The following is a 26,504-nucleotide window of genomic DNA, read 5'->3' on the forward strand; positions in this document are numbered from 1 at the left end:
GGCATAAGAATATGCCGACATAGGGTATTGTATCAATACCGGATGTCAATTTATGAAAAAAAGAATGTATGCAGCCGTGTTGCTCGCTGTCGCTTTGCCCTCTCATGGGCAGAACAGAAATAGCGAAGCCGACACGATAAAAGGTGGCAGTATGCAGGATGTTGTCGTGTTGGGTAATCACGCCCGGCGCAACCTGATGATGAAATCGTCGCAGAACACCGTGCGTGTTACGGGTGACTTTATCAATGCAAACCTTGGCGGAAGCCTCATGCAGAGTCTTCAGACCATACCGGGCGTGAAAGCCATGAGCATTGGCTCGTCCGAGTCGAAGCCCGCAATACGCGGATTGGGCTTCAACCGCATGGCAGTCACCGAGAACGGAATAAAGCACGAAGGACAACAGTGGGGCGAAGACCACGGACTGGAGATAAACCAGTTCGATATAGACCGTGTTGAAATCGTTAAAGGTCCGTCGGCTCTGCTCTGTGGTTCTGATGCCATAGGCGGTGTGATAAATCTGTATAGCGACCACGTTCCCGACCGCAAGTTGGAGGGAAAGGCGCGTATATTCGCACGCAGCAACAATGCCTTGCTCGGTGCTGCGGCACAACTTGGCGGCGCGATGAATAACGGTCTATATTGGAAGTTAAGCCTGTCAGGCAGCGACTATGCCGACTATCGGGTGCCGACAGACAGCATACAGTACTACTCATATTATATAAAACTCCATAAAAACAGGTTGCGCAACACCGCAGGCCGTGAGATTGACGGCAGTGTGATGCTGGGTTACAGGGGCGAACGCTTCTCTACGAGTCTGCGACTCTCTGACACCAACGGCAAGAGCGGATTCTTCGCTAATGCCCACGGACTTGAAGTCCGTCTGTCAGACATCGACTACGACAGTTCGGAACGCGACATTTCGCTGCCATATCACTCGGTAAACCATTTGAAGGCCGTCAGTCACTCGGAACTGCATCTGCCCAATCTGCATTTCTCTCTCGACTTCTCTTTTCAGCATAATGTGCGTAAGGAAGAATCAGAACCTGTGAGTCATGGCTATATGCCGAAGCCGGAGAGTTCGCTTGAACGCAAGTTCAGCAAGCAGACCTACACGATAGTGGCAGGGGCAAAAACACTCTTGGCCGGAAATCATAACATCAGCATGGGACTGAGTACCGAACTACAGCGCAACAAGCGTTATGGTTGGGGGTTCATAATTCCTGACTTCCGCAATGCCACTGCCGGTGCGTATCTTTACGACCGTTACCATGTTTCGGAAAAACTCATTCTGAACGCCGGACTTAGATACGATTTCACGCGCACACATATATATGCTTATCAGGACTGGTTTGCCACGCCCGATAATGGCGTTAACGTATATAAAAAAAGGTCGGAGAACCGCGTGCTCAACTTCGGCAGTCTCACATGGTCGGCAGGAGTGAACTATATCACCGGCAACTGGACTCTGAAGGCCAATGCTGGCAAGGGCTTCCGTACTCCCATAGCGAAAGAACTGGGTACCGATGGGGTGAACTACCATATCTTCAGATATGAGAAAGGAAACGCCGACCTCGATCCCGAAGAGTCGTATCAGGTGGATGCCGGAATAAACTGGCAGAGCAAACGACTCAGCGTACAGATAGACCCTTATTTCAACTATTTCACCAATTATATATATATGAACCCCACTTCCAACTACTACGAAGGGCTGCAGGTGTATAACTACAGCCAGAGTGAAGTGATGAGATGGGGTTGTGAGGTGACAATGAAATATGAATGGCTGCCATGGATGGAGAGCGAACTTACAGGCGAATATCTGTATGCACGCCAGCAGTCGGGCGAGAAGAAAGGCTACACACTGCCTTTCAGTCGTCCGTGGAGCGCAGGATTGACACTGAGAGTAAAGTCGGGGGAGGATGAAACTAAAGGAACGTCGTTCGCACAACTGACCTACCAACTCACGGGAAGGCAGAGTGAGATAGTGCCTCCGGAGAAACCAACTCCCGGTTACTATCTGATAAACATGTCGGCAGGCAAGACGTGGAATCTGAAAGGGATGACACTTACCGCCAACATGCAATGCAACAACCTGCTCAATCGCAGGTACTATGATCACACCAGTTACTACCGGCTGATAGGAGTGTCTGAAGCAGGGCGCAATATCAGTGTGTCGGTTGGATTGGAGTTCTGAAAATTTAAATAAAAAAACAATTCAAACATGCCTTACGAAGGCGAGGTATTACACATTAATTTAAAATAAAAAAGAAAATGAAAAAGATAATTATATCAAGTGCAGCAGTGCTGCTTTCTGTATTCTCAATGGTTTTGACCTCTTGCTCTGACGACAAGGAAGATAAGGTAGGCAATGCTCCGGTAGTAAAACTCGAAGAAGTGGGTCACAAAAACAGCAAGGAGGCTGTCGCCGGTGATGACATGCACCTCGAAGGAAACATCTTTGCAGAAAATCTGATACAGAGAATCGATGTGACTATCGCACAAGAAGGCGGATCGTTTGTAATCTCAAAGAGTTTTACAGGCGATGAATTTGTTGGTAAGAAAAATGCAAAATTCCACAAGCATATTGATATTCCGGCAAATGCACCGGTAGGAAGATACACTATGACATTCATCGTAAAAGACAAGGCCAACCTGTCAACCACTGTAAAAGAGACGATAACCGTGAAAGTAAAGGATAACGAAGCACCGAAGATTAAGATACAAGAGGTTGGTCATGACAACAGTATGACGGCATCTCCGGGCAAGAAAATGCACATCTCTGCACACATCACTGCTGCTAACAAGATTCAGAAAATAGTTGTTGAAATACACAAAGAAGGCACTGACTATGAGAAAGAATTCGAGTTCGCAGGCGACTATGTTGGTCTTACCGATGCCTCTTTCAACGAGCATCCTATGATTCCGGCCGATGCTCCTAAGGGCGAATATCACCTCCATTTCACGGTAAAAGACGCTAACGGCGTATCTACGACAGTAGAAGTTGAAGGACTTCAGGTGAAATAATCCAGATCTTCAAAAATGTCGGAAGTCGGGAAACTGTAGGAGTTTGTTGTGCTGGCAACATCTTTATAGATTGAGTTTTGTAGGCATTCGTTATGAATAACGGTTGTCAGTACCCATATCTCCTACGCTCCCGAACTTCAAAAAAGCATTGGTTAAAACTATGAAAATATGATGAAAAGATTTTTTTCTGGCATTGTGGCGGTTGTTGCCGTAGTGCTGTTTGCATCGTGTGGCGGCGATGACGACACGGTAGTGAAAGACATGGAGAAGCCGAGCATAAGCGATGATAAGGATTCTTATCCCGAAAACTGTCAGGTGTATGAGCGTGGCGATGTGGTTCCGTTCCGTTGCAAGTTCACTGATAACATGGAGTTGGGCAATTATAATATAGAGATACACAACAATTTCGACCACCATTCACACGGAACGGTGGCCGGAGATTGCGCGTTATATCCTAAGAAAAAAGCCGAAAATCCGTGGATTTACAATCAGAGTTACGAAATACCGGCAGGTAGTCAGGTGTTTAATGCCAATATAAATATACCGATACCGAAAGACATTGATGCCGGAGACTACCACTTCATGGTGCGCGTTACCGACAAATCTGGTTGGCAAGAGATAAAGGCCGTGTCTATTAAAGTGAATTGATGATCGTTCCCTATCCATGATATTGGTAGAGAAAATGGTAGGGATACGACTGAAAAATCAAAAGAAACAACACTTTGGAGGGTATGTCGGAACATTCTATAAGGCAGTCATTTGACTGATAATGGAATGTTCCGGCATACCCTTATCTCACTTTCTTTTTGTCAGATAATCAAAAACAGGATGCCACGATGCGTAATTCTTGCACATAAAAGCGCAGATATGGGAATTTTTTTATTGCGTAGTTTTAAAATAATTTAAATCAGCCCATCTCTGTTATCATATTTTCATTATTTTTATTATCTTTGCCAAAGAAAAGACAGAGGTGTATATTGAGCCTTTCTGTCATGATTGGAAACAAGGTTGGAAATCAGAAAAGAAATTAAATATTAATGTTTGAGAACTTAAGTGACAGACTTGAAAGGTCTTTTAAGATACTTAAAGGTGAAGGAAAAATCACCGAGATAAACGTTGCAGAAACGCTGAAAGATGTGCGCAGAGCACTGCTCGATGCCGACGTAAACTATAAAGTGGCGAAGCAGTTCACCGATACCGTGAAGCAGAAAGCCTTGGGAATGAACGTTCTCACGGCAATCAAGCCGGGACAGTTGATGGTGAAGATTGTGCATGACGAACTTGCCGAACTGATGGGAGGCACCGCTTCTGAACTTGAACTTACCGGAAAACCCGCGATAATACTTATGTCGGGACTGCAAGGTTCGGGTAAGACAACGTTCAGCGGTAAACTTGCAAATATGCTGAAAGCGAAGCAACACAAGAAGCCTTTGCTCGTGGCCTGCGACGTATATCGCCCTGCCGCAATAGAACAGTTGAAGGTTGTGGGTGCGTCGGTAGGTGTACCGGTGTTCTGCGAACCGGATAGCAAGGACGTGGTGAGCATCGCAAACCACGGTATTGCAGAAGCAAAGGCAAACGGAAACGATGTCGTGATAGTGGATACTGCCGGTCGTCTCGCAGTTGACGAGGAGATGATGCAGGAGATTGAAACACTGAAAAGGGCATTGAATCCCGATGAGACTCTGTTCGTGGTTGACTCAATGACGGGTCAGGATGCTGTGAACACGGCTCGCGAATTCAACGAACGCCTCAATTTTGATGGCGTGGTGCTGACAAAACTCGACGGTGATACACGCGGTGGTGCCGCTCTCTCTATACGAACAGTGGTCACTAAGCCGATAAAGTTTGTTGGTACGGGAGAGAAGATGGAGGCCATTGACGTGTTCCACCCCGAACGAATGGCAGACCGAATACTCGGAATGGGTGACATCGTGTCGCTCGTTGAAAGAGCGCAAGAGCAGTATGACGAGGAAGAAGCGAAACGTCTTCAGAAGAAGATAATGAAGAATAAATTCGACTTCAACGATTTCCTCGGACAGATACAACAGATAAAGAAAATGGGAAACCTTAAGGACTTGGCTGCGATGATTCCCGGAGTGGGCAAGGCTATAAAGGATGTTGATATTGATGACAATGCCTTCAAGGGCATCGAGGCCATCATACAGAGCATGACTCCCAAAGAACGGACAAATCCGGAGATACTCAACACCAGTCGACGTAACCGCATAGCAAAGGGTTCCGGGACAAGCATTCAGGATGTGAACAGGTTGATAAAACAGTTCGACCAGACTCGCAAAATGATGAAGATGGTGACGAGTGGAGGAATGAAGGGAATGATGAAAGGAATGCCTATGCCTAATATACCAAAAGCATAAAGCCTTCTCAAGATAATGATAATGTTTTTCTTAAATAATAATATACGTGCATACTATGAACACAGATAATAATAATGCAACCGTAAATGCTAACAACGGCAAACCCGCCTACACCTTGATTGACGGCAAGGCAACTGCTGCAAAGATCAAGGAAGAGATAAGGCATGAGGTGGAGCAACTTGTAGAACAAGGCAAGAAGCGTCCTCATCTTGCGGCAATTCTCGTTGGGCACGACGGAGGAAGCGAGACTTACGTTAAGAACAAGGTTCTCTCGTGCGAGGCTTGCGGGTTCAAATCGTCACTGATACGCTATGAGGCAGACGTGACCGAGGAAGAACTGCTTGCCAAGGTGCGTGAGATGAACGAGGATCCGGACATCGATGGCTTCATCGTGCAGATGCCACTGCCGAAGCATATCGATGAACAGAAGGTGATAGAGACAATCGACTACCGCAAGGATGTTGACGGTTTCCACCCGATTAACGTCGGAAGAATGGCGATAGGTCTGCCTTGTTTCATCTCCGCAACACCGCTTGGTATCATCACTTTGCTGCAACGCTACGGCATAGAAACGTCCGGAAAGAAATGCGTTGTGCTCGGACGCTCGAACATTGTGGGAAAACCTATGGCGCAACTGATGATGCAGAAGCAATACGGCGATGCCACAGTTACTGTTTGCCACAGCCGTTCAAAGACACTGAAGGAGGAGTGCCGCAATGCCGACATTATCGTGGCGGCAATCGGCAGGCCTGACTTTGTTACGGCAGACATGGTGAAGGAAGGCGCAGTGGTGATTGATGTCGGCACGACAAGGGTGGCTGACGATAGTTGTAAAGGTGGCTTCCGACTGAACGGTGACGTAAAGTTTGATGAGGTTGCAAGCAAGTGTTCATATATCACTCCGGTGCCGGGCGGTGTAGGTCCGATGACCATCTGCTCGCTTATGAAGAACACATTGGAGGCATATAAGAGAAAATGACAGCCGAAGAATATTATCAGCAGGGCAATAACTACCGTCGTCAAGGTAATTTTCGTGATGCAATCAACAGTTATCTTGAGGCTATAGCCTTAGATCCTAATAGCCCTGCCGTCGAGGCTAAACGCATGCTCGACGACATTCTTAACTACTATTGTAAAGACATGTACAACCCCTGACAACCGTGCAGCCTTGGCTGTGGCAGTATGGTTAACAGGACAAAAAAAAACATTATGGCAAAATTTAAAGGTGCTATCGTGGTAAATACCGACCGATGCAAGGGCTGCTCTTTATGCGTTGTAGCCTGCCCAAAGGACGTTATTGCCTTGGAAGCAAAGAAAGTAAATGTCCATGGATACCCGTATGTGGAGGCGGTGCGACCCGATGATTGTATCGGATGCGCATCGTGCGCTACGGTGTGTCCGGATGGATGTATTACAGTTTACAAAAAACGTATGGAGAATTAAGCTATGGCAGAACAAGAAGTAACTCTTATGAAAGGTAATGAGGCGATAGCCCATGCCGCAATTCGCTGTGGCACTGATGGATACTTTGGTTATCCTATCACTCCACAGAGTGAAGTAATCGAAACGCTTGCCGAACAGAAACCTTGGGAAACTACCGGTATGGTGGTGCTTCAGGCTGAAAGTGAGGTGGCATCTATTAACATGGTTTACGGTGGCGCAGGTGCCGGTAAACGAGTAATGACATCATCTTCAAGTCCCGGTGTGGCTCTGATGCAGGAAGGTATCGCCTATATGGCAGGTGCCGAATTGCCGGGTGTGTTTGTCAACGTGCAGCGTGGTGGTCCCGGACTTGGTACGATACAGCCTTCACAGGCAGACTATTTCCAGGCAACGCGCGGTGGAGGTAACGGTGACTATTATGTAATAACGCTTGCTCCTAACAGCGTACAGGAGATGGCTGACTTTGTTGAACTTGCCTATGAACTGGCGTTTAAGTATCGCAATCCGGCAATGATCCTCTCTGACGGTGTTATCGGACAGATGATGGAAAAGGTGATATTGCCTCCTTATAAGGCACGTCGCACCGAAGAAGAAATCAGAAAAGAATGCCCTTGGGCAACTTTCGGACGCACAAAGGATCGTCAGCCTAACATCATAACGTCTCTCGAACTCCAGTCGGAAGAGATGGAAAAGAGAAACATTCACCTTCAGGAAAAGTATCAGGAGATACGAGACAAAGAGGTGCGTTATGAGACACAACAACTCGAAGATGCCGACTACATGATTGTAAGTTTCGGCTCTGCATCACGTATTGCCGAGAAGGCTCTTGAACTTGCGAAGGAAGAAGGAATAAAGGTAGGACTCTTCCGTCCTATCACTCTGTGGCCGTTCCCGACCAAAGAAATCGTAGAAGCAGCACGCGGAAAGAAGGGTGTGCTGGTTGCTGAGATTAATGCAGGTCAGATGGTAGAAGACGTTCGTCTTGCCATTAATGGCGCTCTGCCGGTGGAACACTTTGGACGTTTGGGTGGAATAGTACCCGAACCGGATGAGATTGTGAATGCTATCAAAACCAAACTGATGTAAGCCATGGAAAAGAATGAGATAATAAGCCCAGAGAATCTGGTGTATAAGAAACCGACCCTGATGAACGAAGTCCCCATGCACTATTGCCCGGGATGTTCTCATGGTGTAGTACATAAACTCGTTGCCGAGGTAATCGAGGAAATGGGAATGGAGGAAAAGTCTATCGGTGTTTCGCCGGTGGGTTGTGCCGTGTTCGCATATCGTTATATTGACATTGACTGGCAGGAGGCTGCTCACGGTCGTGCACCGGCCGTTGCTACTGCTATCAAGCGTCTGTGGCCGGATCGTTTGGTGTTCACTTATCAAGGAGACGGTGACTTGGGATGTATCGGTGCTGCCGAGACAATCCACGCTCTCAACCGTGGTGAGAATATAACGATAATCTTCATCAACAATGCTATCTATGGTATGACCGGTGGACAGATGGCTCCTACAACGCTTGTAGGCCAGAAGACTGCCACATGTCCATACGGACGTGATCCGCAACTGCATGGTTATCCTCTGAAAGTGCCCGAAATGGCGGCATTGTTCGAGGGTACATGTTTCGTGACACGTCAGAGTGTCGATACCGTTGGCCATATTAACAAGGCAAAGAAGGCCATACGCAAGGCTTTCGAAGCAAACATGGCCGGAAAGGGTTCGTGCTTGGTTGAGATTACATCAACATGTAACAGTGGCTGGAAGATGCCACCTGCTAAGGCTAATGAATGGATGGAGGAGAACATGTTCCCATTCTATCCGCAAGGAGATCTTAAAGATACAACAAAAGAGTAAGGAGAAGACAGACTATGCAACATGAAATAATTATATCAGGTTTCGGAGGACAGGGTGTCCTTTCTATGGGAAAAATTCTCGCTTACTCCGGACTGATGGAAGATAAAGAAGTTACTTGGATGCCGGCATACGGTCCGGAGCAGCGCGGAGGTACGGCCAACGTGACAGTTATTGTCAGTGATGAACGCGTATCATCGCCTATCCTTAGTAAGTATGACATTGCTATCGTGCTCAACCAACCGTCACTCGACAAGTTCGCACCGAAAATTAAACCGGGTGGAATACTTATCTATGACGGCTTCGGTATCATCAACCCGCCAAAGCGCGATGACATCAATGTATATCGCATTGATGCCATGGACAAGGCCGCAGAGATGAAAAACTCTAAGGTGTTCAATATGATTGTACTCGGAGGATTGCTTGAAGTATGCCCCGTAGTTAGTGACAAGGGTGTGGAGAAGGCTCTCTACAAAACTCTTCCTGATCGTCATCATGGTTTGATTCCTCTCAATATGGAGGCTATCAAGGCCGGACGTTCCATCATAAAGAAGATGTAGTTGCGCTTGTAACTATGATAAAAAAAGCCTGCCGCATGGTGATTTCGGTCACTTGCGGCAGTCTTTTTTGTTTATCCAAAATTGATCATTAGAGCTCTCAACTGATTTTGTTCGATTGCTAATCAGATGTGTTGAAATTTCATCGAAGGTGTAGCGGGCTACGTCAAGATGTAATGGCAGCGCATATATCGGCAAGCGAACTAAAGCAGTTGGGAAGCATGTCGGCAATAGAAAATCTAATCATATGCGTGCTAATGACCGATTTTGTTTTATATGTTTATAACTTGTATTCCTCCGTATGGGGTGAGATGTCGGAAGCAATCTTCCTCCGGGAAGAGTCCGGCATATACTCCTGCACAGATTAGCACACCTCCGTGGGCGAAGATTGCCACTCTTTGGTAGTTTTGCTTGCGCAGTTCGTCAAGAAAATCGGCAACTCTACGATATACTATTCTGTAACTCTCGCCGTTGGTAGCAGCAAGATTCATGTAGTCTTCATACCATTTTCTTATCGCAGGGTCATGTTTCTCTATATCGTCATAAAGCATCATCTCCCAATCACCCATGTTCATTTCTTTCAGTCTGTCATCTGTTTCCGGATTCTCATGACCGCAGAACTCGGCAAGTATGCGCGCCCTTGTCAGTGGCGATGAGAACACTTTGTCGAACACTATTCCCTTTAGATTTTCCTTTGTGACGGCCGCTTCTTGCTCGAAAGTATCGGCAACGGGCACATCACTCCAACCATAGCATGTTCCTTTAGGAACTCCTACGCTTGTGTGTCTTATCATATAGACTTCCATATCTTTTGTATATTGATTGTTATTTGGTGTTTAGTGAATTGTTATCTGATTGCCATTGTAAGATAGAAAGACAGTTCTATCATAAGGAAAAGCGCACCACAGCAGTCGCCGGTGTACCCTTTTATCTTACGAAGCATCATATAATAAAGGAAATACATAACTATGCAGGGCACGAATATCAGCAAGTCCCAGCGCAATATCAGACCGTGAAGACCGGCATATACGAGCGGTAGCATCGGCAGTGTGCCTTGAATGAAAAGCAATATGCCTGCCTTTATGCTCATCTTGCGATAAACGGTGCGTATCTTGCTTGTATCCTCGGTGCGTGCGTAGGGCAGAAACATGATGATTTGTGCAGCAATCATCTTGGCATAAGCATCTCCGGCAAATATCGTTATTGCAGCAACCAATGGCGTGAGTGTGCTTAGCGCGGCATACAGAAGTGCCAAATACAGAATCAGACCCAATACACCGTATGTCCCGATGTGCGAGTCTTTCATTATGCTCAATATCTTCTCACGGTTGTTTCCGCCCCCTCCGAACCCGTCAAAAAAGTCGGCAAGCCCATCTTCATGTAGCGCACCGGTGAGCAATATGCGTGAAATAATGGCAATGATTAGCGCAATGTGGAATGGGAATAACATGCTTCCGAAATACACAGTTGCTGCCATAACGCCGCCTGTGAGCCACCCTGCCAGCGGCCAATGCTCCACAACGGTCTGATAACATTGCTGTGGAGGTTGATATATTCGCCATAAGGGTAGGCGAGTGAAGAAAATCAATGCGGCATAAATTCGCTGCCACCACTTTGTTCTGTCGATATTTATTTCCATGACATTGTGGAATCTGCTGCTATAGCATGCCCAAACATGAGCCTGCGTATTGTTTAGAAGTATTTTGTTATTTTGGCGTTATCGAAGTTGTTCATCTCATTCACCATCTTTACGGCACTTTCTATGATAGGGTAAGAGCACAGTGCACCGGTTCCTTCGCCAAGTCTCATTCCGAGATGCAGTAGCGGACGTGCATTCATTAGTTCCAACATACGTCTGTGACCACTCTCATCGCCACAATGACCGAATATGGCGTGGTAGAGAAGCGTGGGATAAAGGCGTGATGCGGCGAGCATACAGGCCGATATTATGAAACCGTCAACCATTACAAGCATTCCCAATTCGGCCGCACGGAGCATCGTTCCTATTGCTGCAACCATCTCAAAACCACCGAAATAACGTATCACCTGTTTCCAGTTCTCTATTGTCCACTCTCCGTTGTCTGCCTTCCACTGTTTCTTGAAATTATCCACGGCTTTCGTTAGCACCTCTCTTTTATGCCTCAGTCCTTCTTCATTAAGTCCGGCTCCCACTCCGATGCAATCGTCAAGCGGAATGTTTCCGAAAATATGCATCCATATACTCGATGGAGAAGTGTTTGCAATCCCCATTTCGCCGGTGCATATTATGTTGCACCCCTCATCTTTACAGCGTTCTGCAATTTCTGCTCCAATGCTGATAGCCTTGTCAAATTCCTCCTCGCTCATTGCCGCTTCATACAGGAAATTCCTTGTTCCGCAGGCTATTTTACGGTTCAGAATGTCAGGATTGTCGCTAAGGTCGTAGTCAACACCCACATCTACGATTAACAATTTGAAGCCATGCTGTCGGCAGAACATATTCACTCCGCCGCCGCCACGTGTGAAGTTCTTCATCTGTTGCCATGTCACGTCACGCGGACTGACGCTTACTTTCTCGCGTTCAATGCCGTGATCGCCACCATAGAGTATGTGGCAAGGGTGGTTAAGTTTTGGTGTGAGTGTCTGTTGCACCATACATATCTGTTCTGCAAGCGTCTCAAGCATACCCAAAGAGCCTTTGGGCTTGTTGAGATTATCTATTTTCTCGCGTATTGATGCACGCAATACTTCATTCGGTTTTTTTATATTGAAACTTCTCATATTATGAAAACATTGTCGTTTTTATATTAAGACGAGTTGTGAATACCTGCAAAAGCACTCAACCTTTGATTTTTACAGGTATCCCGCTTACCATCATTATCACCTCGTCGGCATGCCTTGCAACATATTGGTTCATCCAACCTTGCATGTCGGTGAAGCGTCTTTGTATTAAATCGGGACTCACACCGCCGCTTCCTATCTCGTTCGTCACGAAAATGAACGTGGCATCCTGTGCCGTGAAGCGGTCGAACTCTTCCTGTATTTCTTTCAGTGCAATGTCAACTGATGGCTGTTCCCACTCCTTTGCCGTTTGATTATAGAAGAAATTCGTACACCAAAGCGTGATGCAGTCTATCACCGCCACCTTATTATATATATCATGTCGGCTCAACCATTTCTCCTCCTCTATGTTTTCCCACTGGCTTCCACGTCTTTCCTGATGTCTCAACACGCGCTGTCGGAACTCCTCATCCCATATATGCGCGGTGGCGATATATACAGGTGTTGGGCTTAGACTTAGTGCCAAACGTTCTGCGTAAGAACTCTTCCCTGAGCGTTGTCCACCGGTAATCAATATAATCCTTTTCATGCTGCGAAATTACAAAAAAGATGTGAGAAAACGTTTGATTTTTATATTTTTATTAACTTATGTCAATAAAACTTCTTTAATGATGTTATTTTTAAGTCAATTTTTTTGTAAGTTCCAATATTTTTTTATTACTTTGCACACGATAACAATTTTTGGGCAACAAATTTTGAAATAAATAATAACTAATTAATTTAAAACAAAAAGTAAAGATGAAAAAGTTATTCGTATTGTTCGCAGCAGCTGCAATGACTCTCACTGCATCGGCTCAGGCTCTTGAAGAGAGCAAGACTTTTGACAACATCTACATTGGAATCAATGGTGGAGTTTCTACAAAGATGACAGGTCAGAATGGCTGGCTTGGTGGTTTGAACCCAAATGCAGGTCTGCGTATAGGTCGCTGGTTCACTCCGGTGTTCGGTATTGCTGTTGAAGGCAATGCTTACTTCTCAAATAAGTCTGGAGAACCAGGTTTCATGCCGGAGAAGAAAACTCTTGTACGTTACACTAATGTAGGTGCTATTGCAACTGTTAATCTTAGCAACTGGTTCGGTGGTTACACTGGCGAGCCTCGTCCATTCGAGGTCGTTGCTGTTGGTGGTCTCGGTTGGGGACATCAGTTCGGTACAAACGATAAAATGAAGTTGAACAACCTTAACAACACTACCGCAAAGGCAGGTCTTGATTTAGCATTCAACCTCGGTGCTGCTAAGGCATGTCAGATTTATATTGAGCCTGCAGTTACATGGGGACTCAACGGCCCGAAGGGTATTTATATCGGTAGCACATACTTAGGAAAGACATACACCGGAACACAGTTTAACGTTAACCGTGCAAACTTCCAGTTGAATGCAGGTATCGTTTACAAGTTCAAGAACTCTAACGGTACTCACAATTTCAAGGTTGTTACTTCTCGCGACCAGGCAGAAATCGACCGTCTGAACGGCATTATCAATGGCTTGCGTAGCGATGTCAATGCTAAGGATCGTGAAATTGCACGTCTCCGCAAACTGCTCGATGAGTGCAACGCACGTGTTTGCCCGGATTGCCCTGAGTGCAAGGAAGTTGCTAACCTGCAGCCTACTGTTATCTTCCGTCAAGGTAAGAGTGTAATCGACCCGGCACAGTATGCTCCGATCGAACTCATCTCTAACTACATGAAGAACCACCCGGATGCAAAGGTTAAGATTGACGGTTATGCTTCACCGGAGGGTCCGCTCGAACTGAACAAGAAACTGTCTATCGACCGTGCTGAGGCTGTTAAGAATGCACTTGTTAAGAAGTACAAGATTTCTGCAAGCCGTCTCTCTGTAGAGGGTCATGGTCCTACTGACAAACTCTTCGACCAGATTGAGTTCAACCGCGTGGTAACATTCCATGACACAACAAAATAATTCTGAAAATCAGATTATTAGTTAATAATATTCCCGCTTCTCTCATCCAGAGGGGCGGGATTTTTTAATAATATAGTGCTTCATTTCCAACCATTCTTTATAGATATAATATATTCCGGCCAACCCATTTAGACTAAATTGCGAACCAAATCACCCATAATTAAGAATAGTAACACTTCGTTTCACAAAAAATCCGATGCCCGATTGGCTCTTATTCGTTTTTTTTCAGTAACTTTGCGGTGTAGCAAATAAGGTGTCAATATATTCAAGAAGATGCCTCTAAACATATTATTATGGAAATAATAGATAAGATTGGGAAATACGATAATTTGGCAGAGCCGTTCCATTGCGACTTCAGTCACCGCCTTTTCATGGGAAACTTGGGTAATCATTTGCTCAATGCAGCCGATTTTCATAGTCGCGACCGCGGTTTCGGAATGGACTATCTCAACTCTATAAACAAGACTTGGGTGCTCTCACGATTGGCAATAGAGATGGATGAGATGCCGATGCAGTATGAGAATTTCTGTGTAGAGACATGGATTGAGAGTGCAATGCGCTATTTCACGAACCGTAGTTTCCGCATCGTTTCATCTTCTGATAATGACACTCGACCCAAAACATACGGCTACGGCAGAAGCATTTGGGCAATGATAGATACAGAAACTCGGCAACCTTCTAATATCTTTGATGTGAATGACGGGACGATAATGAAGTACGTGGAAAACGAGAAAGAGAATCCTATGGAGAAACTATCACGCGTGAAAATGGCCGATGATGCAGAACTTGTGCGCACGATAGAAACGTTATATCACGATGTTGATATTAACGGACACATCAATTCGGTGAAGTACATAGAGCATGTGCTCGACCTTTTCCCTTTGGAATGGTATCGCGAGAACACGCTGAAGCGTTTCGACATAGCCTACGTTGCCGAATCGTATTATGGTGACAGACTTAATTTCTATCGTGAGACCGATGCCGAAGATGCGCTTGCTTTCAAGATACGTATAACCAAAACACCTTCCCGCGGTGGTGAAGAAGTGGAGGTTTGTCGTTCAAAACTAAAGTTCGTTCAACCTATCAACGGCTTTCAAAAAATATAAAACTGCCGTTCATTCTTATTTTCTCTTCTGCGAGAAGGTCTTCGAGAGCCTCGTCAACAATCTCGGAGTCAATGTTGATACGACGCAATTCGGTAACGTGGTGACGTTTTCCGTCACTTAACAACTCCGTTATCTGTTGCTTTGCCGGTGACAGTCGTTGCTCGGAGAGACGATTTATTTTGCGCTCATTGCACACATCGCATTGTCCGCAATCATCCGCACGTTTCTCTCCGAAATACTTTAGTAGCATGCGTGAGCGGCAGGTCTTCTCATCGCTGACATACTCAATCATCTTTTTTATGCGCCTTTCCATATCGGCTTTGCGGTCGTCATACACTGCAGCAGACAGGACAACATCCTCTCCGTCCTCCCTGTCGCGCACGTATTTTATATAAGGTGTCTTTTTCTGTGGTATGAAATGCAGTATGTGTTTGTCGTTAAGCGACTTCAACAGAATATAGACATCTACGGCATCCATTCCTGCCTGCTGTGCAAGGAAATTCTCGTTGACATACTGATATTCAACAAACAGTCCGCCATAGCAGCGCAACAGTGTTGTTATTATGATGTTCTCTTTTTCAGAAAGATGATTCAGACGGTCAAGTTCATCGCGCCCGAGAGTGAAATGCAGGCGTGCCCGGTTGTCTTGTTCCTCCTCGTAAGCGATGTATTCGGCGCGTGTCAGTATATGCAAAGCCGACTCTACTTGTACAGGGAAATGCTTGAACGCAACGCAGAACTTATCCATATTGAACTCTTTGGTAACTCCCTCTCCGAAACCAACTGCCATCTGATAGAAGTAGGCAAGGTGTTCATACACTTTCCTTATGTATTCTTTCGTGGGAAATGTGTCGGCGATACGCTTCATCAGTTTTCTGTTGTCGGCATCGTTATACAGCAACACGGCATAACTCTTCTTGCCGTCACGTCCCGCACGTCCTGCTTCTTGGAAATATGCTTCGAGTGAGTTGGGACAGTCGCAATGCACCACAATCCTCACATCGGGTTTGTCTATTCCCATGCCAAAAGCATTTGTCGCTACCATGACGCGCATTTTCGATTTGCTCCATTCTTCCTGTCGTTGGTTGCGTATCTCGCTATCAAGCCCGGCGTTGTATGCCAATGCATTGATATTGTTATCCGTCAGCAGTTTAGCAAGTTCCACTGTGCGTTTCCTGCTGCGCACATATACAATCGCAGAACCCGCCACCGAGTTGAGGATATGCAGCAGTTGTTTCTCCTTATCTATGGCATGGCGCACGATGTAGGCAAGATTTTTACGCTCAAAACTCATCTTGAAGACGTTCTTCTCGCAGAATCCGAGCCTCTCTTGAATATCGTCCACCACCTCCGGCGTGGCCGTTGCCGTGAGTGCGAGCACCGGAGCATCGGGTTTCAGTTGCCTTATATTCACTATTTCGAGGTACGACGGACGGAAATCATACCCCCATTGACTTATGCAGTGAGCCTCATCCACGGTTATGAAACTCACCTCCATGTGTCTTAGTTTTGTCTTGAAGAGTTCAGAAGATAGTCGTTCGGGAGAGATGTAGAGCAGAGATATGCCTCCATGTACGCAGTTTTCGAGTGTCGTGAGCGTTTCGCCGTGGCTCATATTGCTATTTATGTACGCCGCTTTAACACCAAGTTTTCTGAGATTTGCCACTTGGTCTTTCATCAATGCTATGAGAGGCGTTATCACCAAGCACACTCCGGACTTGGCAATTGCCGGCACTTGGAACGTTATCGACTTGCCTCCTCCTGTAGGCATCAGTCCCAATGTGTCCTTGCCGTTGCCTATACTTTCGATTATCTCACGCTGAATGCCCCGGAAATCGTCATATCCCCAGTATTCTTTCAGTATCGATTGATAATCGCTTATACCCATCCTCTTTTCCGACAAATCATGAAACAGCGTGCATATTTAACCCCAATCGGCCATTAGAATCCTTGACTGATTTTGTTCGATTGTTGTTCGGCGAATAATAGAAGAGACCTTCACGAACCGTAAAGTGTCAATTCTCGACCTTCTCTTCCGGCTTAATATCTTCAATCTGTAATTGAACATCGCCTTTCTTGAACACGTTGTCTTCTATCGTATATGCTATACCGAAAGCACGTTTGCTCTTTATATACCTCACCGACTCGCTCTGCCCGAAAGCGATGCCATTCATTACGTTGTTGGAGTTGGAGTCAACGAGTTCGAGTTTTATGTGCTCTTGATGTCTTCCAACAACCTTGCTCGTACCGAAATCATAAACTCCTTTGGTAACGAACAGCGGCTTGGTATTGGCAGGTCCGAATGGTGCGAAGCGTTTCAAGTCGCTGTGCAGCCGTCGGGTAATGTCTTTGAAGTATATCTCCGCGTCTATGTCGAGTATCGCTTCAGTCTGTTCGGGGCGTATGTTCTCATCCACATATTGCTGAAAACGTCGTCTGAATTCCGGCAGATGACTCCATTTCATGGTCAGTCCTGCGGCGTATGTATGCCCTCCGAAGTTCACAAGCAGGTCGCGACAACTCTTTATTGCGCTGTATATATCGAACCCCTGCACGCTGCGTGCTGACCCGGTGGCCATGTCACCGTCGCGAGTCATTACCACCGTGGGGCGGAAATAGAGTTCGGTGAGTCGCGATGCAACAATTCCTATAACTCCCTTTTTCCAATTCTCATCGTATAACACGATGCTGCTATGGTGGTTTTGGCTGTCTATTCGCGCCACTATCTGATTGGCCTCCTCGGTCATTTGCTTGTCGATGTCCTTGCGTTGCTCGTTATACTCGTTTATGTTGTGCGCTTTGCTAAGTGCCTCTTGTATATCTTTCTCCACAAGGAGGTCAACGCTCATCTTTCCGTTTTCCATGCGTCCCGAAGCATTAATGCGGGGACCTATCTTGAAAACTATGTCGCTCATTGAAATTTCGCGCCCTCCCATACCACAGATGTCGATAATGGCTTTCAGTCCGATGTTCGGACTTTGGTTCAGTTGTTTCAGTCCGTGGAATGCCAGAATACGGTTCTCGTCGGTCACGGGAACGATGTCGGCGGCGATGCTTACGGCGCAAAGGTCGAGCAACGGCACGAGCCTTGAGAACGGAATACCGTTGTTCTTGGCAAATGCCTGCATGAACTTAAAGCCCACTCCGCAACCGCAGAGGTGCTTGAAAGGGTAGGAGTCGTCGGGGCGTTTCGGGTTAAGAATTGCCACGGCAGGCGGCATCACATCGTCGGGAACGTGATGGTCGCAGATAATGAAATCTATGCCAAGACTCTTGGCATAGGCAATTTCATCGACTGCCTTTATTCCGCAGTCGAGAATAATAATCAGTTTGACACCATTTTCGTTGGCATAGTCTATTCCTTTATAACTCACACCGTAACCTTCGTCATATCGGTCGGGTATGTAATATTCTATGTTAGAATAGAATTGCTGTAGAAACTTATAAACCAGTGCAACGGAAGTGCAGCCGTCAACGTCGTAATCACCATATACCATGATGCGTTCCTTGCGTCCCATAGCATCGTTAAGACGGTCAACAGCGATGTCCATATCCTTCATGAGGAATGGGTTCAGGAGGTCACCGAGTTGCGGACGGAAAAACCGTTTTGCCGCCGATTCGGTTGTTATGCCGCGTTTTATCAAGAGTGAGACCAGCACAGGAGACATCCCTAATTTAACGGCAAGTTCCTCTGTCGCTTTCTGTTGTTCCGGAGATGGTGTTTCGTAGTTCCATTTAAAGTGCATTTATATTGTTTTTATTTCCTTCTTTATCATCTGCCTTTTCTTTCAAGTCATGAGTCTTGTAAATTCTACTCTGCTCATGGATTTGTTTGTCCAACGAAAAGGCTCTTTTAAGAAAAGCGCAATACGCGCCCCCAAAGTTACGAAATAATGCTGAAATAGAAAAGCTTTTTTGGATGATTAACGCAGTTCAGCTCATAAATAAAGGCATTGTAGAGTCAACCAGCAAGTGCAAAATTACAAAACATGTTTGAAGAACTCGCACTTTGGTGTAGAAAAGTTTAATTTTTCTCTCGGTCTTTCGTTCAATTTTTTTTGTATCGACATAATTCTCTTGTCCGTATATTGGTCAAACGAATCCTTTTTCGGTATATATTGTCTTATTAACTTGTTTGTATTCTCAACCGTTCCCTTTTGCCATGAACAATATGGATCAGCGAAGTACACAGGTTCTCCCAAATATTTCGTGATGTCCTTATGTGCCGCAAATTCCGGTCCATTATCAGTTGTAATGGTCTTCAGGTAGTCCTTGTATGGTAGCAGCAGTTTTCTAACCACCTTTGCCGGAGGCTTTGACTGCTTCCCAAATGGCAGTTTCTGCATAAGCAACATATTGGTGGATTTCTCCACCGGTGTGAGTATGGCGTTTTGGTTAGGATCGACGATTAAATCCATCTCAAAATCTCCGAATCTTTTCCCATCAACTTCCTTACTTCTTTCATGTATGCTCACCCTGTCCTTGATTGGAAGATGTCCGCCCTTGGGCCGATGCCTGTATTTCATCTTATGTCTTGTGTGTTCGGCAAGTTTCCCTGTTGTGTCATTGTGTATGATGTTATAGATGGACCGGTGGGACACCTTTATCCCCTCATTTATGCGCAGATACCCTGATATTTGTCTTGGAGACCACCGGTAGTTGGTAATATACCTTGATCCTCCGGACTAATTCGTCGGATAGTTTGGCATTCGTTACCGTTCTCTTTCTGCGCTGCATAGCCATATCGTGTGCCCTCGTCCAAATATACTTTCCCGATGGCGTGCTGTTGCGTTTGATTTCACGTGACAGTGTTGCCTGACTGATGCCGACGATGTCGGCAATTTCTTTTCTCGCTGTTTTCTTTTGGAGTAAGGCAAAAATTTGCGACCTTTGCTCCGAGATTAATTGATGATACATTTGCAATACAAAGTTAGTTAATCTTTGGGAGATTTCGGTCTCCCTTTTTTATTTGTATTGCTGATTGTCTCTTTTTCCTCGCCGAGAGATGCAGACAACCTCTCGCTACGCTTCGAGAACGTCTACATCTCTCGGCTAGGACCACTTTTTTATTGCACTTCGTTTTTGAACTTACACTTTAAGCCTATTCCTTTCGAGGCTTACTGAATAGAGAAATTCTTTCTAATAGTAAACATTTCTAACTCTGGCAAATGCATAGATAATTTGTCTGCGAGAATATCGTAAGGGTGCCTAATTCCATCAAATCTCAACTGTTTTGCAATCCTATACCAATCCCATATCTGGGAATTCGTGATGCTTTCAATGGATGATTGATACCAATTCCGATAAGAGGTCGTAATGACTGATTTATCCATCTTGTCCAGATGATAAAGTATTTTATTTATCTTTACGGAGAAGGTATCTCCTTGTCCGTAATCGTCAGTATCCTTTGCCTGACAGACATCTTTTGTTGCTTCAATGAGGAGACTCCATGCTCTTTCTGTTGTAATATCTCTTCCTGTTGTTGAGAGAACCCAAATATATTCGTAAGGGGTGAGTTTGTCTCTATCAATTGTGTAAGATTTGTCTTCACACAAGCGCCTAACCACAAATGGACGATTTCTTCCAACGGATAAGTCCTCTTTGTGTTTCAATACATACGAAAGAGGAAAATGCCTAATAATCGCCCAAGCACATTTTTCCTCATGGTATTGCTCCCATAAACTTTTGACGATAGGTTCAAAAGCCTCATCCCACAAATCAAGCAATCGTGAGTATGCCCATTCACGAAATGACTTTTCACGACGAAGGTGATGTACAAGGACTTGCATCTGTTCCTCTTTATCAAGTCCAACAAAACGTCGCCTCAATTCTTTCAAGGCGGCATTCTGTGTTGGTCTATTATCACTCTGGAGGTCTTTCATTACAGACTTCAGAGGAGAGTTCCAATGTTGAGAGTTTCTCATGACCTATCTGTCATATTTAGCCAATTCCTTTACATTTGAAAGTCGCTTTTCAAAATGTGCTATAGCCTCTTTGTGTTGTTCAGGTCTGATACCTGTTAAGATGCTTAATCTTTGATTGGCTACATACTTTGCTCCTATCTCATCCAAGTTTAATGCTGCCATCAGTTTATTTACAGCATCTTCAATATTGCGGCTTTGCCTAATGATTTGCACGGTTTCTACTATATGACATGCTTGAGTTAGTAATGCTTTTGCATAAATGACTTCGTTTTCTGCGTATCTAACCCAGTCGCTCATGTGACCATACATGTAATAGAAAATAGAATGATTACCCAATACTGGATATTTTACAACTCTTACTTTCTCTATTTCTTCTGCAAAAAGTTTTTCAGCCTTCAACAGAAAATTCTCAAAGTGTTCGTCATTTCTTGAACGTCTGATGTCATCTGCCAACTTCTTTAGATTCATATTGTACTTAAGAAGTTTCGAATAATCTTCTATTCTAACCTCAGTTGTTTCAAGAAGAACACCGTCCTTGATTTTAAATTTTCGCCGTATCATATTTATAATTCTATATGGTATTTAATTTTGAATTCTATACATCTATCCGAGATTTCTGTTATCAGTTCATCAGACACCATTGATAATTGGTTCGTGTGTATTAATAACTTTGGTGTACCTGTCAAAGATTCGTGAATATTGTACCAGAATCTTCCAACTACACATGTTTGCCCTTTCCATTTTGATTTGAAGATAGACTCAATATCAATATTATGTTGTCTTGGATAATGACCTACAGCGAGAATCATGATAGAAAACCTTTGGTAAAAGGGATGACCTAATAATCCTTTTCTTAAATTAATTGAATTTGTGCGATTTCCAGAATTAACTCGAGAACTATACTTTTCATTGGCAGAACTTAATTCCGTAGAGAAGCAATGCTCATGAAAATCGATAAAATCAGAATGACTCTTTGTCTTACCATCACATATCAAATCCCATAATTTCTGATATTGATACCATGTTTTAGAAGTACCACTTTCTCCCTTTTTGCTTTTTTCTGTGTAAACGGAATACTTTTGCCCCTTATATGGATATAATGGATTATACTGATAATTCTTGCAATACATTGGCAATATATCAATAATATCAAGGCCTTGATTAATATTGTTTTCCCACTGGGTGCAATTCTCCTCTATTTCACATAATCTCTGAAGTTTCTTTTCCTCTGGGATTGCCGGTTCTTTTCCAACAAACAAAACATTAGATATTGGATTTCCAACACCAATATATTCGCCTTTACAATTTGACTTTACAAATTTAATCAGATTTTTAAATTCTTTAGGATATTCCATATTATTATTCTTTTAGCTATTTGCTTGCAAATATAGCACATCTTTTTAAATATTGCATCACTTATAATTCTAAAATATCTTCTTGAGGGATAATAGAAACCAATTTAGCAACAGTTTTGTGCATTTCTGAATAACATAGGAAACCTTTCCAAATGGGTATGTGCAGAACATGAGCCTTTCGGATCTATTGTTATCTGCTTTAGAATGTGCTACAAACAAATGTTGAGTTGCTCCATCTTCAACAGTACACTCACTCATCCATTTCATTCCAAACAACTTGGTTGGATCATGCTTATCCAGGTGGTTGCCATCTATGAATGAATATAGTATTACCTGGAAATTGTCAAAGAAAGAATCTTTCAACAGTTCCTCGTCATACACCAAATAATAACAAAGCTTGAGTACATCGACATTCTCATCTTCAGCATCAGGCAAATTTCTGAATAGTTCTTTCAGATACTCAAAATCTACATCTTCGTTTCCTGCTTTTTGCGTGACAACCAGTATTTTTGCATCAGGATTGCCACAACCAACATTCTTATTGGGGAACCTTTCACCCAATCTTTTAAGTTCATCAATATTTGCCATAACTCTTTCATTTTTTTGGCAAAGTTATGGCAGGAATATGCAACACAATTGCATATCAGAAAAAATTATTTATAGAAATCGTGCATTTCTTGAATAATGGCCTTGATTTGCTGGCGGAAGGTGTCTGACGATAGTACTTCCAACTGGTTACCATGACTCAGAATCTCCTGAATAAAATCGTAGGTTGGTGCTATCTTATACTCAAAGATAGTATAATCTGCATTTGACTCTATTTCACGTTGGCTATGATGCAGAGGAAGTGAACGCAGATAATGTGGTTTCTCGCGATAGGCCTTCAATCGTATAGTCATAGGCTTGGCATCATGGAACACACCATAATAATCTATGTAATAATCCAGAGGCGAGAAATCTTTGGGATAGTTGAACTTGGAATTCAAAACCTCTATGCGCTTGATACGATCAAGTCCAAAGCGGTGAATCTCTTTCTTTGGCATTACAAGCGCCATCACATACCAGCGACGTTTGAACAATCTGATGAAATAAGGATTAACATTTAGCCCCTGTATGGTATTGCCAAAGAAATCCTCATAATCAATCACTATTTGGCGATTCTCACGCATCGCAGACGTAATGATTTCGAGGTAGTACCTTCCAGATGGCACATCCTCCAACATGATTCTATCACTGATAGAGCGGTTGTCCATCAACAAATTGCTAACAGCAAAAGAATCGAGCAACCATTGGTTGATAGAATCATTCTCCAGTGCATCAGGATTGTCAATGTAATATAGGTTAGAGCCCCGCTGGTATTCTATCACAATACCAAACTGCATCAGTATCGCATTTCGATGGTTATGGAAAGTTCGCAGTTTCAATGGCTGGTGCAGATCATTGATATACGCATCGTCCCATTTGCGGGCAATATCCTCAAACGAAATCTTGCCTGCATCGTGGATTGTGGAGATGAGCCAGATGTATTTTGCATATAGCCTGTCTGTCATAAAAGCCTTTCACTTTAACAGATTCCTATTGCTATTCCCCTCCAACACCTGCATTTGCTGGATGGCAATCTGATTGAGTTTAACGAGCCTTTCGCCTTGTGGAACACTTTCATTGATAAGCATGGCATTGATATTCTCCATATTCGACAGACATATCAGTTCATTGATAGTTGCATAATCTCGGATGTTGCCTTTAAGTTCTGGATTGGCCTCTCGCCATTGCTTGGCTGTCATTCCAAACATTGCCACATTCAATACGTCGGCTTCTTCGGCATAAATGATACTTGCCTGTGCAGAGGTTACTTCTTTAGGTACCAGATGGCTTTTGATAGCATCCGTATGAATACGGTAGTTAATTTTAGAGAGTTCTCTTTTGGCAGTCCACCCCAATTGCTTCTGTTCCTCCTCTTTCAGTCTCTGGAACTCGTCAATTAGGTAGAGTTTGAAGGTAACACTAATGGCAGTCCCAAACTCGAAAGCAATATCCTTGAATGCGTAAGTGCCCCCATATCGTCCTTTCTTGACAATGATACCGATAGCATTGGTCTTCACAACCCATTCACTCACACTCATCACGAAACTTGGCAAACCTGCCTGCATTCTAAAGTGGTCAAATTCGACCACTTTAAAATTGGGGTTATGAATCATCTCCCAAGTTCCAAGAAACTCGATAGTATAACGAGTGCGGATCCAGTTCTTGATGATGTCAGCAGCACGGCTTTCACTTTGTTTGCCGTTAGCCATATCTGTAAGCGATATATAATCCTTATCGTTATAAGACAAGACTGTTATTTCAGTGTTCTGAACCGTTATCTTTGCCATAGGGTAGTACTATTATAAATTATGCTTGCAAAGGTAGCATAAAAACGCGAGACAACGAAAAATCCCTCAAAAGTTTTGTAATCTCATATATTCTGTGTACCTTTGTCTCCGACAATGAGCCATTGAAACAGGCTGGTGGCTCAGCGTTGGGAGTTCTTTGATATGCAAATCACGGCAGAATGAGGAAATGAGAACCGTTGCCAGTTCGTAACCCAGATTTTTCTCAATCCTCCGAACTGCCTTTATTTACAAAAGGTTTGCGGTTTTATCCAAAATTAACAAATAAAAATGAATTTTCCTATTGTAAATCGAAAAATCATACTTTTTTATTTTTAAACCTCATGCGATTATTAAAGTCCTTAACTGATATTGTTCTATTGCGGAGCAAAAATAATTCTGGTATTAATCACCGATTTGGGTAAATACGATGCCCTTTAACGTGAAAATGGCTTGCTACTCCTTTATATGTCGGAGCGGCAAGCCATTTGTTTATCATCTGATTGTCAGCAAGGAATTATATTCCTAATTTCTTGCGGATATCCTTTGGAATGGCGTTCTTATTCACGAGGTAATCCATTGTCTTGGCAGCAACATAAGCCTTGGTCATGTACCATGTTCCTTTGTAGTCGCCATATTCGCCCCATGAGTTCTTCACCATGTAGTACTCTTTTCCGTTCTGATCCTTAGCAAGACCGTAGATGTGCATGCCGTGGTCGTCAGTCAGTTCCCAATTGTCAAATCCATCCTGACGCATCTGCTGTGTAGGAACGATTTCAGGTGCGTTTACACCGAGAGAGTCGAGTTTGTTGTTCTTCTCTGTAGAAGAAAGTTTCAACCAACGTGCGGCATCGCTTCCTGCCAGACCTTGCACAGCCTTGGTGTCGTATGCAATACCGAGACCCTTGCGTGTGAAGCCGTCTTCGCTAACGTCGCCACCCCATGCGATGGTGTAACCGTTGTCAAGTGCGTTGTCGATGATGCGCATCATTTCGTCCATAGGAACGTTGTATGAACGATCCCAACGCCAGTTGTCCTGCACCTCTACCGGGAATGATGTGTAGAATGGGTGGTGAGTGTAACTTGTGATGCTTACATAGTCGTTCCAGTTGATTCCGAGGCTCTCTGAGAACTGCTTCGGAGTATAGGTTTTGCCTTCATATACGAACTTCTCAGGGCACTTTCCGAGATAAGAGTCGATGATACCCTGAAGTGCTACACGCCACTGGTTAGAAATCTTCTTGGCCTTGCTCTTTGAAATAGCATTAACGAATGGAGACATTACGTCAAAGAATTCGTTGAAGTTAGCGAGTGAGTCACCCTGCATTGTGCCCGGCAATGGCATTGCTGTTTCCGGACAAATACCATAACGCTTGATTATTTCGAGAACGTCAGCAGCCGAACCTCCCTGTGCGAACTGGCTGTCACCGTGCATGCGTACTGTGAGAATGGCACGTTCCATGTAGTCCTTGTTTGCTATGAACATTTCGCAGAGGTCAAGGTTTTTGCCGGAGGCCTTCAAAATCTCGCTCTCGAAGAATGAGAGTGTAGAGTATGCCCAGCATGTGCCTGAACGACTCTGGTCCTTGATACTTGTGATAGGCAAAGCCTTGATTGTTGTGAACACAGGCTTGTTGTTCTTTGCTTCCGCTTCCTGTGCCATTGCGCCTGTGGCGAGCATTGCTGCCACAGCGAGTGTTAAGATCTTTTTCATTGTTGTTTAGTGGTTTTACTTTATTTTTAAAAACATAGTT

Annotated in this window: 25 protein-coding genes and 1 pseudogene; 12 read left to right on the forward strand and 14 right to left on the reverse strand. The window is 44.3% G+C overall.

The window, feature by feature from the left end:
• Positions 1 to 52: 52 nt before the first annotated feature.
• From EHV08_RS01370 to EHV08_RS01415, 10 genes are all read left to right on the forward strand, one after another.
• Entirely contained in the window at positions 53 to 2,191 is a 2,139-nt protein-coding gene (locus tag EHV08_RS01370) for a TonB-dependent receptor (RefSeq protein WP_126677645.1), read from the forward strand.
• A 77-nt stretch (positions 2,192 to 2,268) separates the two neighbouring features.
• A complete protein-coding gene (locus EHV08_RS01375) occupies positions 2,269 to 3,021 on the forward strand; it encodes a DUF4625 domain-containing protein (RefSeq protein WP_126677646.1) in 753 nt (250 codons plus the stop codon).
• Between the two features lie 171 nt (positions 3,022 to 3,192).
• Positions 3,193 to 3,669, forward strand: a complete 477-nt coding sequence (locus EHV08_RS01380; RefSeq protein WP_126679383.1) for a DUF4625 domain-containing protein — start codon at positions 3,193 to 3,195, stop codon at positions 3,667 to 3,669.
• A 389-nt stretch (positions 3,670 to 4,058) separates the two neighbouring features.
• The gene (gene ffh / locus EHV08_RS01385; protein WP_126677647.1) at positions 4,059 to 5,399 is read left to right on the forward strand and encodes a signal recognition particle protein; all 1,341 of its coding nucleotides are present in this window, start codon (positions 4,059 to 4,061) and stop codon (positions 5,397 to 5,399) included.
• 55 nt (positions 5,400 to 5,454) lie between these two features.
• The gene (gene folD, locus EHV08_RS01390; protein WP_126677648.1) at positions 5,455 to 6,378 is read left to right on the forward strand and encodes a bifunctional methylenetetrahydrofolate dehydrogenase/methenyltetrahydrofolate cyclohydrolase FolD; all 924 of its coding nucleotides are present in this window, start codon (positions 5,455 to 5,457) and stop codon (positions 6,376 to 6,378) included.
• Positions 6,375 to 6,554: a tetratricopeptide repeat protein gene (locus tag EHV08_RS01395; RefSeq protein WP_126677649.1), complete on the forward strand. Its 180-nt coding sequence runs from the start codon at positions 6,375 to 6,377 to the stop codon at positions 6,552 to 6,554. Before folD ends, EHV08_RS01395 begins: the two co-directional genes overlap by 4 nt.
• Before the next feature lie 54 nt (positions 6,555 to 6,608).
• Complete coding sequence (locus EHV08_RS01400) at positions 6,609 to 6,842, forward strand: 4Fe-4S dicluster domain-containing protein (RefSeq protein WP_126677650.1); 234 nt, start codon at positions 6,609 to 6,611, stop codon at positions 6,840 to 6,842.
• A gap of 3 nt (positions 6,843 to 6,845) precedes the next feature.
• A complete protein-coding gene (locus EHV08_RS01405) occupies positions 6,846 to 7,928 on the forward strand; it encodes a 3-methyl-2-oxobutanoate dehydrogenase subunit VorB (protein WP_126677651.1) in 1,083 nt (360 codons plus the stop codon).
• A 3-nt stretch (positions 7,929 to 7,931) separates the two neighbouring features.
• Positions 7,932 to 8,702 carry a thiamine pyrophosphate-dependent enzyme gene (locus EHV08_RS01410; RefSeq protein ID WP_126677652.1) on the forward strand — a complete coding sequence of 257 codons (771 nt, stop codon included), beginning with the start codon at positions 7,932 to 7,934 and terminating at the stop codon, positions 8,700 to 8,702.
• Between the two features lie 14 nt (positions 8,703 to 8,716).
• The gene (locus tag EHV08_RS01415) at positions 8,717 to 9,259 is read left to right on the forward strand and encodes a 2-oxoacid:acceptor oxidoreductase family protein (RefSeq protein WP_126677653.1); all 543 of its coding nucleotides are present in this window, start codon (positions 8,717 to 8,719) and stop codon (positions 9,257 to 9,259) included.
• 269 nt (positions 9,260 to 9,528) lie between these two features.
• Here the strand turns inward: EHV08_RS01415 and cobC are convergent, their stop codons facing one another.
• Genes cobC through EHV08_RS01435 form a run of 4 tightly spaced genes read right to left on the reverse strand, consistent with a single transcriptional unit; the run spans position 9,529 to position 12,605 of the window.
• Positions 9,529 to 10,062: an alpha-ribazole phosphatase gene (gene cobC, locus EHV08_RS01420; protein ID WP_126677654.1), complete on the reverse strand. Its 534-nt coding sequence runs from the start codon at positions 10,060 to 10,062 to the stop codon at positions 9,529 to 9,531.
• Positions 10,063 to 10,103: 41 nt separating this feature from the next.
• On the reverse strand, positions 10,104 to 10,895 hold the full coding sequence (locus EHV08_RS01425; RefSeq protein WP_203227037.1) for an adenosylcobinamide-GDP ribazoletransferase: 792 nt from the start codon (positions 10,893 to 10,895) through the stop codon (positions 10,104 to 10,106).
• 53 nt (positions 10,896 to 10,948) lie between these two features.
• On the reverse strand, positions 10,949 to 12,016 hold the full coding sequence (gene cobT / locus EHV08_RS01430; RefSeq protein ID WP_126677655.1) for a nicotinate-nucleotide--dimethylbenzimidazole phosphoribosyltransferase: 1,068 nt from the start codon (positions 12,014 to 12,016) through the stop codon (positions 10,949 to 10,951).
• Positions 12,017 to 12,074: 58 nt separating this feature from the next.
• Positions 12,075 to 12,605 (reverse strand): bifunctional adenosylcobinamide kinase/adenosylcobinamide-phosphate guanylyltransferase, encoded by a 531-nt coding sequence (locus EHV08_RS01435; RefSeq protein ID WP_126677656.1) that lies wholly within the window; start codon positions 12,603 to 12,605, stop codon positions 12,075 to 12,077.
• 209 nt (positions 12,606 to 12,814) lie between these two features.
• Between EHV08_RS01435 and EHV08_RS01440 the strand changes: the two genes are divergently transcribed.
• A complete protein-coding gene (locus tag EHV08_RS01440) occupies positions 12,815 to 13,996 on the forward strand; it encodes an OmpA family protein (RefSeq protein ID WP_126677657.1) in 1,182 nt (393 codons plus the stop codon).
• A gap of 293 nt (positions 13,997 to 14,289) precedes the next feature.
• The gene (locus EHV08_RS01445; RefSeq protein ID WP_126677658.1) at positions 14,290 to 15,102 is read left to right on the forward strand and encodes an acyl-[acyl-carrier-protein] thioesterase; all 813 of its coding nucleotides are present in this window, start codon (positions 14,290 to 14,292) and stop codon (positions 15,100 to 15,102) included.
• On the opposite strand, the gene EHV08_RS01450 is transcribed toward EHV08_RS01445, so the two are convergent.
• From EHV08_RS01450 to EHV08_RS01495, 10 genes and pseudogenes are all read right to left on the reverse strand, one after another.
• Positions 15,080 to 16,990: a RecQ family ATP-dependent DNA helicase gene (locus tag EHV08_RS01450; RefSeq protein WP_126677659.1), complete on the reverse strand. Its 1,911-nt coding sequence runs from the start codon at positions 16,988 to 16,990 to the stop codon at positions 15,080 to 15,082. The genes EHV08_RS01445 and EHV08_RS01450 overlap by 23 nt on opposite strands.
• A 127-nt stretch (positions 16,991 to 17,117) precedes the next feature.
• Entirely contained in the window at positions 17,118 to 18,848 is a 1,731-nt protein-coding gene (gene recJ / locus EHV08_RS01455) for a single-stranded-DNA-specific exonuclease RecJ (RefSeq protein ID WP_126677660.1), read from the reverse strand.
• A 234-nt stretch (positions 18,849 to 19,082) separates the two neighbouring features.
• Positions 19,083 to 20,019 (reverse strand): annotated as a pseudogene (locus tag EHV08_RS01460) (IS30 family transposase).
• 200 nt (positions 20,020 to 20,219) lie between these two features.
• Positions 20,220 to 21,026 (reverse strand): hypothetical protein, encoded by an 807-nt coding sequence (locus tag EHV08_RS01465; RefSeq protein WP_158676032.1) that lies wholly within the window; start codon positions 21,024 to 21,026, stop codon positions 20,220 to 20,222.
• 3 nt (positions 21,027 to 21,029) lie between these two features.
• Positions 21,030 to 21,587: a hypothetical protein gene (locus EHV08_RS01470; protein ID WP_126677662.1), complete on the reverse strand. Its 558-nt coding sequence runs from the start codon at positions 21,585 to 21,587 to the stop codon at positions 21,030 to 21,032.
• Positions 21,588 to 21,589: 2 nt separating this feature from the next.
• Positions 21,590 to 22,381, reverse strand: coding sequence for a hypothetical protein (locus tag EHV08_RS01475; RefSeq protein ID WP_126677663.1), 792 nt, complete (start codon positions 22,379 to 22,381; stop codon positions 21,590 to 21,592).
• A 69-nt stretch (positions 22,382 to 22,450) separates the two neighbouring features.
• Positions 22,451 to 22,969, reverse strand: coding sequence for a hypothetical protein (locus EHV08_RS01480; RefSeq protein WP_126677664.1), 519 nt, complete (start codon positions 22,967 to 22,969; stop codon positions 22,451 to 22,453).
• 65 nt (positions 22,970 to 23,034) lie between these two features.
• Positions 23,035 to 23,931, reverse strand: a complete 897-nt coding sequence (locus EHV08_RS01485; protein ID WP_126677665.1) for a helix-turn-helix transcriptional regulator — start codon at positions 23,929 to 23,931, stop codon at positions 23,035 to 23,037.
• Positions 23,932 to 23,940: 9 nt separating this feature from the next.
• Complete coding sequence (locus tag EHV08_RS01490; RefSeq protein ID WP_126677666.1) at positions 23,941 to 24,753, reverse strand: KilA-N domain-containing protein; 813 nt, start codon at positions 24,751 to 24,753, stop codon at positions 23,941 to 23,943.
• Between the two features lie 514 nt (positions 24,754 to 25,267).
• Positions 25,268 to 26,464 carry a C1 family peptidase gene (locus EHV08_RS01495; protein WP_126677667.1) on the reverse strand — a complete coding sequence of 399 codons (1,197 nt, stop codon included), beginning with the start codon at positions 26,462 to 26,464 and terminating at the stop codon, positions 25,268 to 25,270.
• Between the last annotated feature and the right edge of the window lie 40 nt (positions 26,465 to 26,504).

It is taken from the genome of Prevotella koreensis, from assembly GCF_003977605.1.
GTDB lineage: Bacteria > Bacteroidota > Bacteroidia > Bacteroidales > Bacteroidaceae > Prevotella > Prevotella koreensis.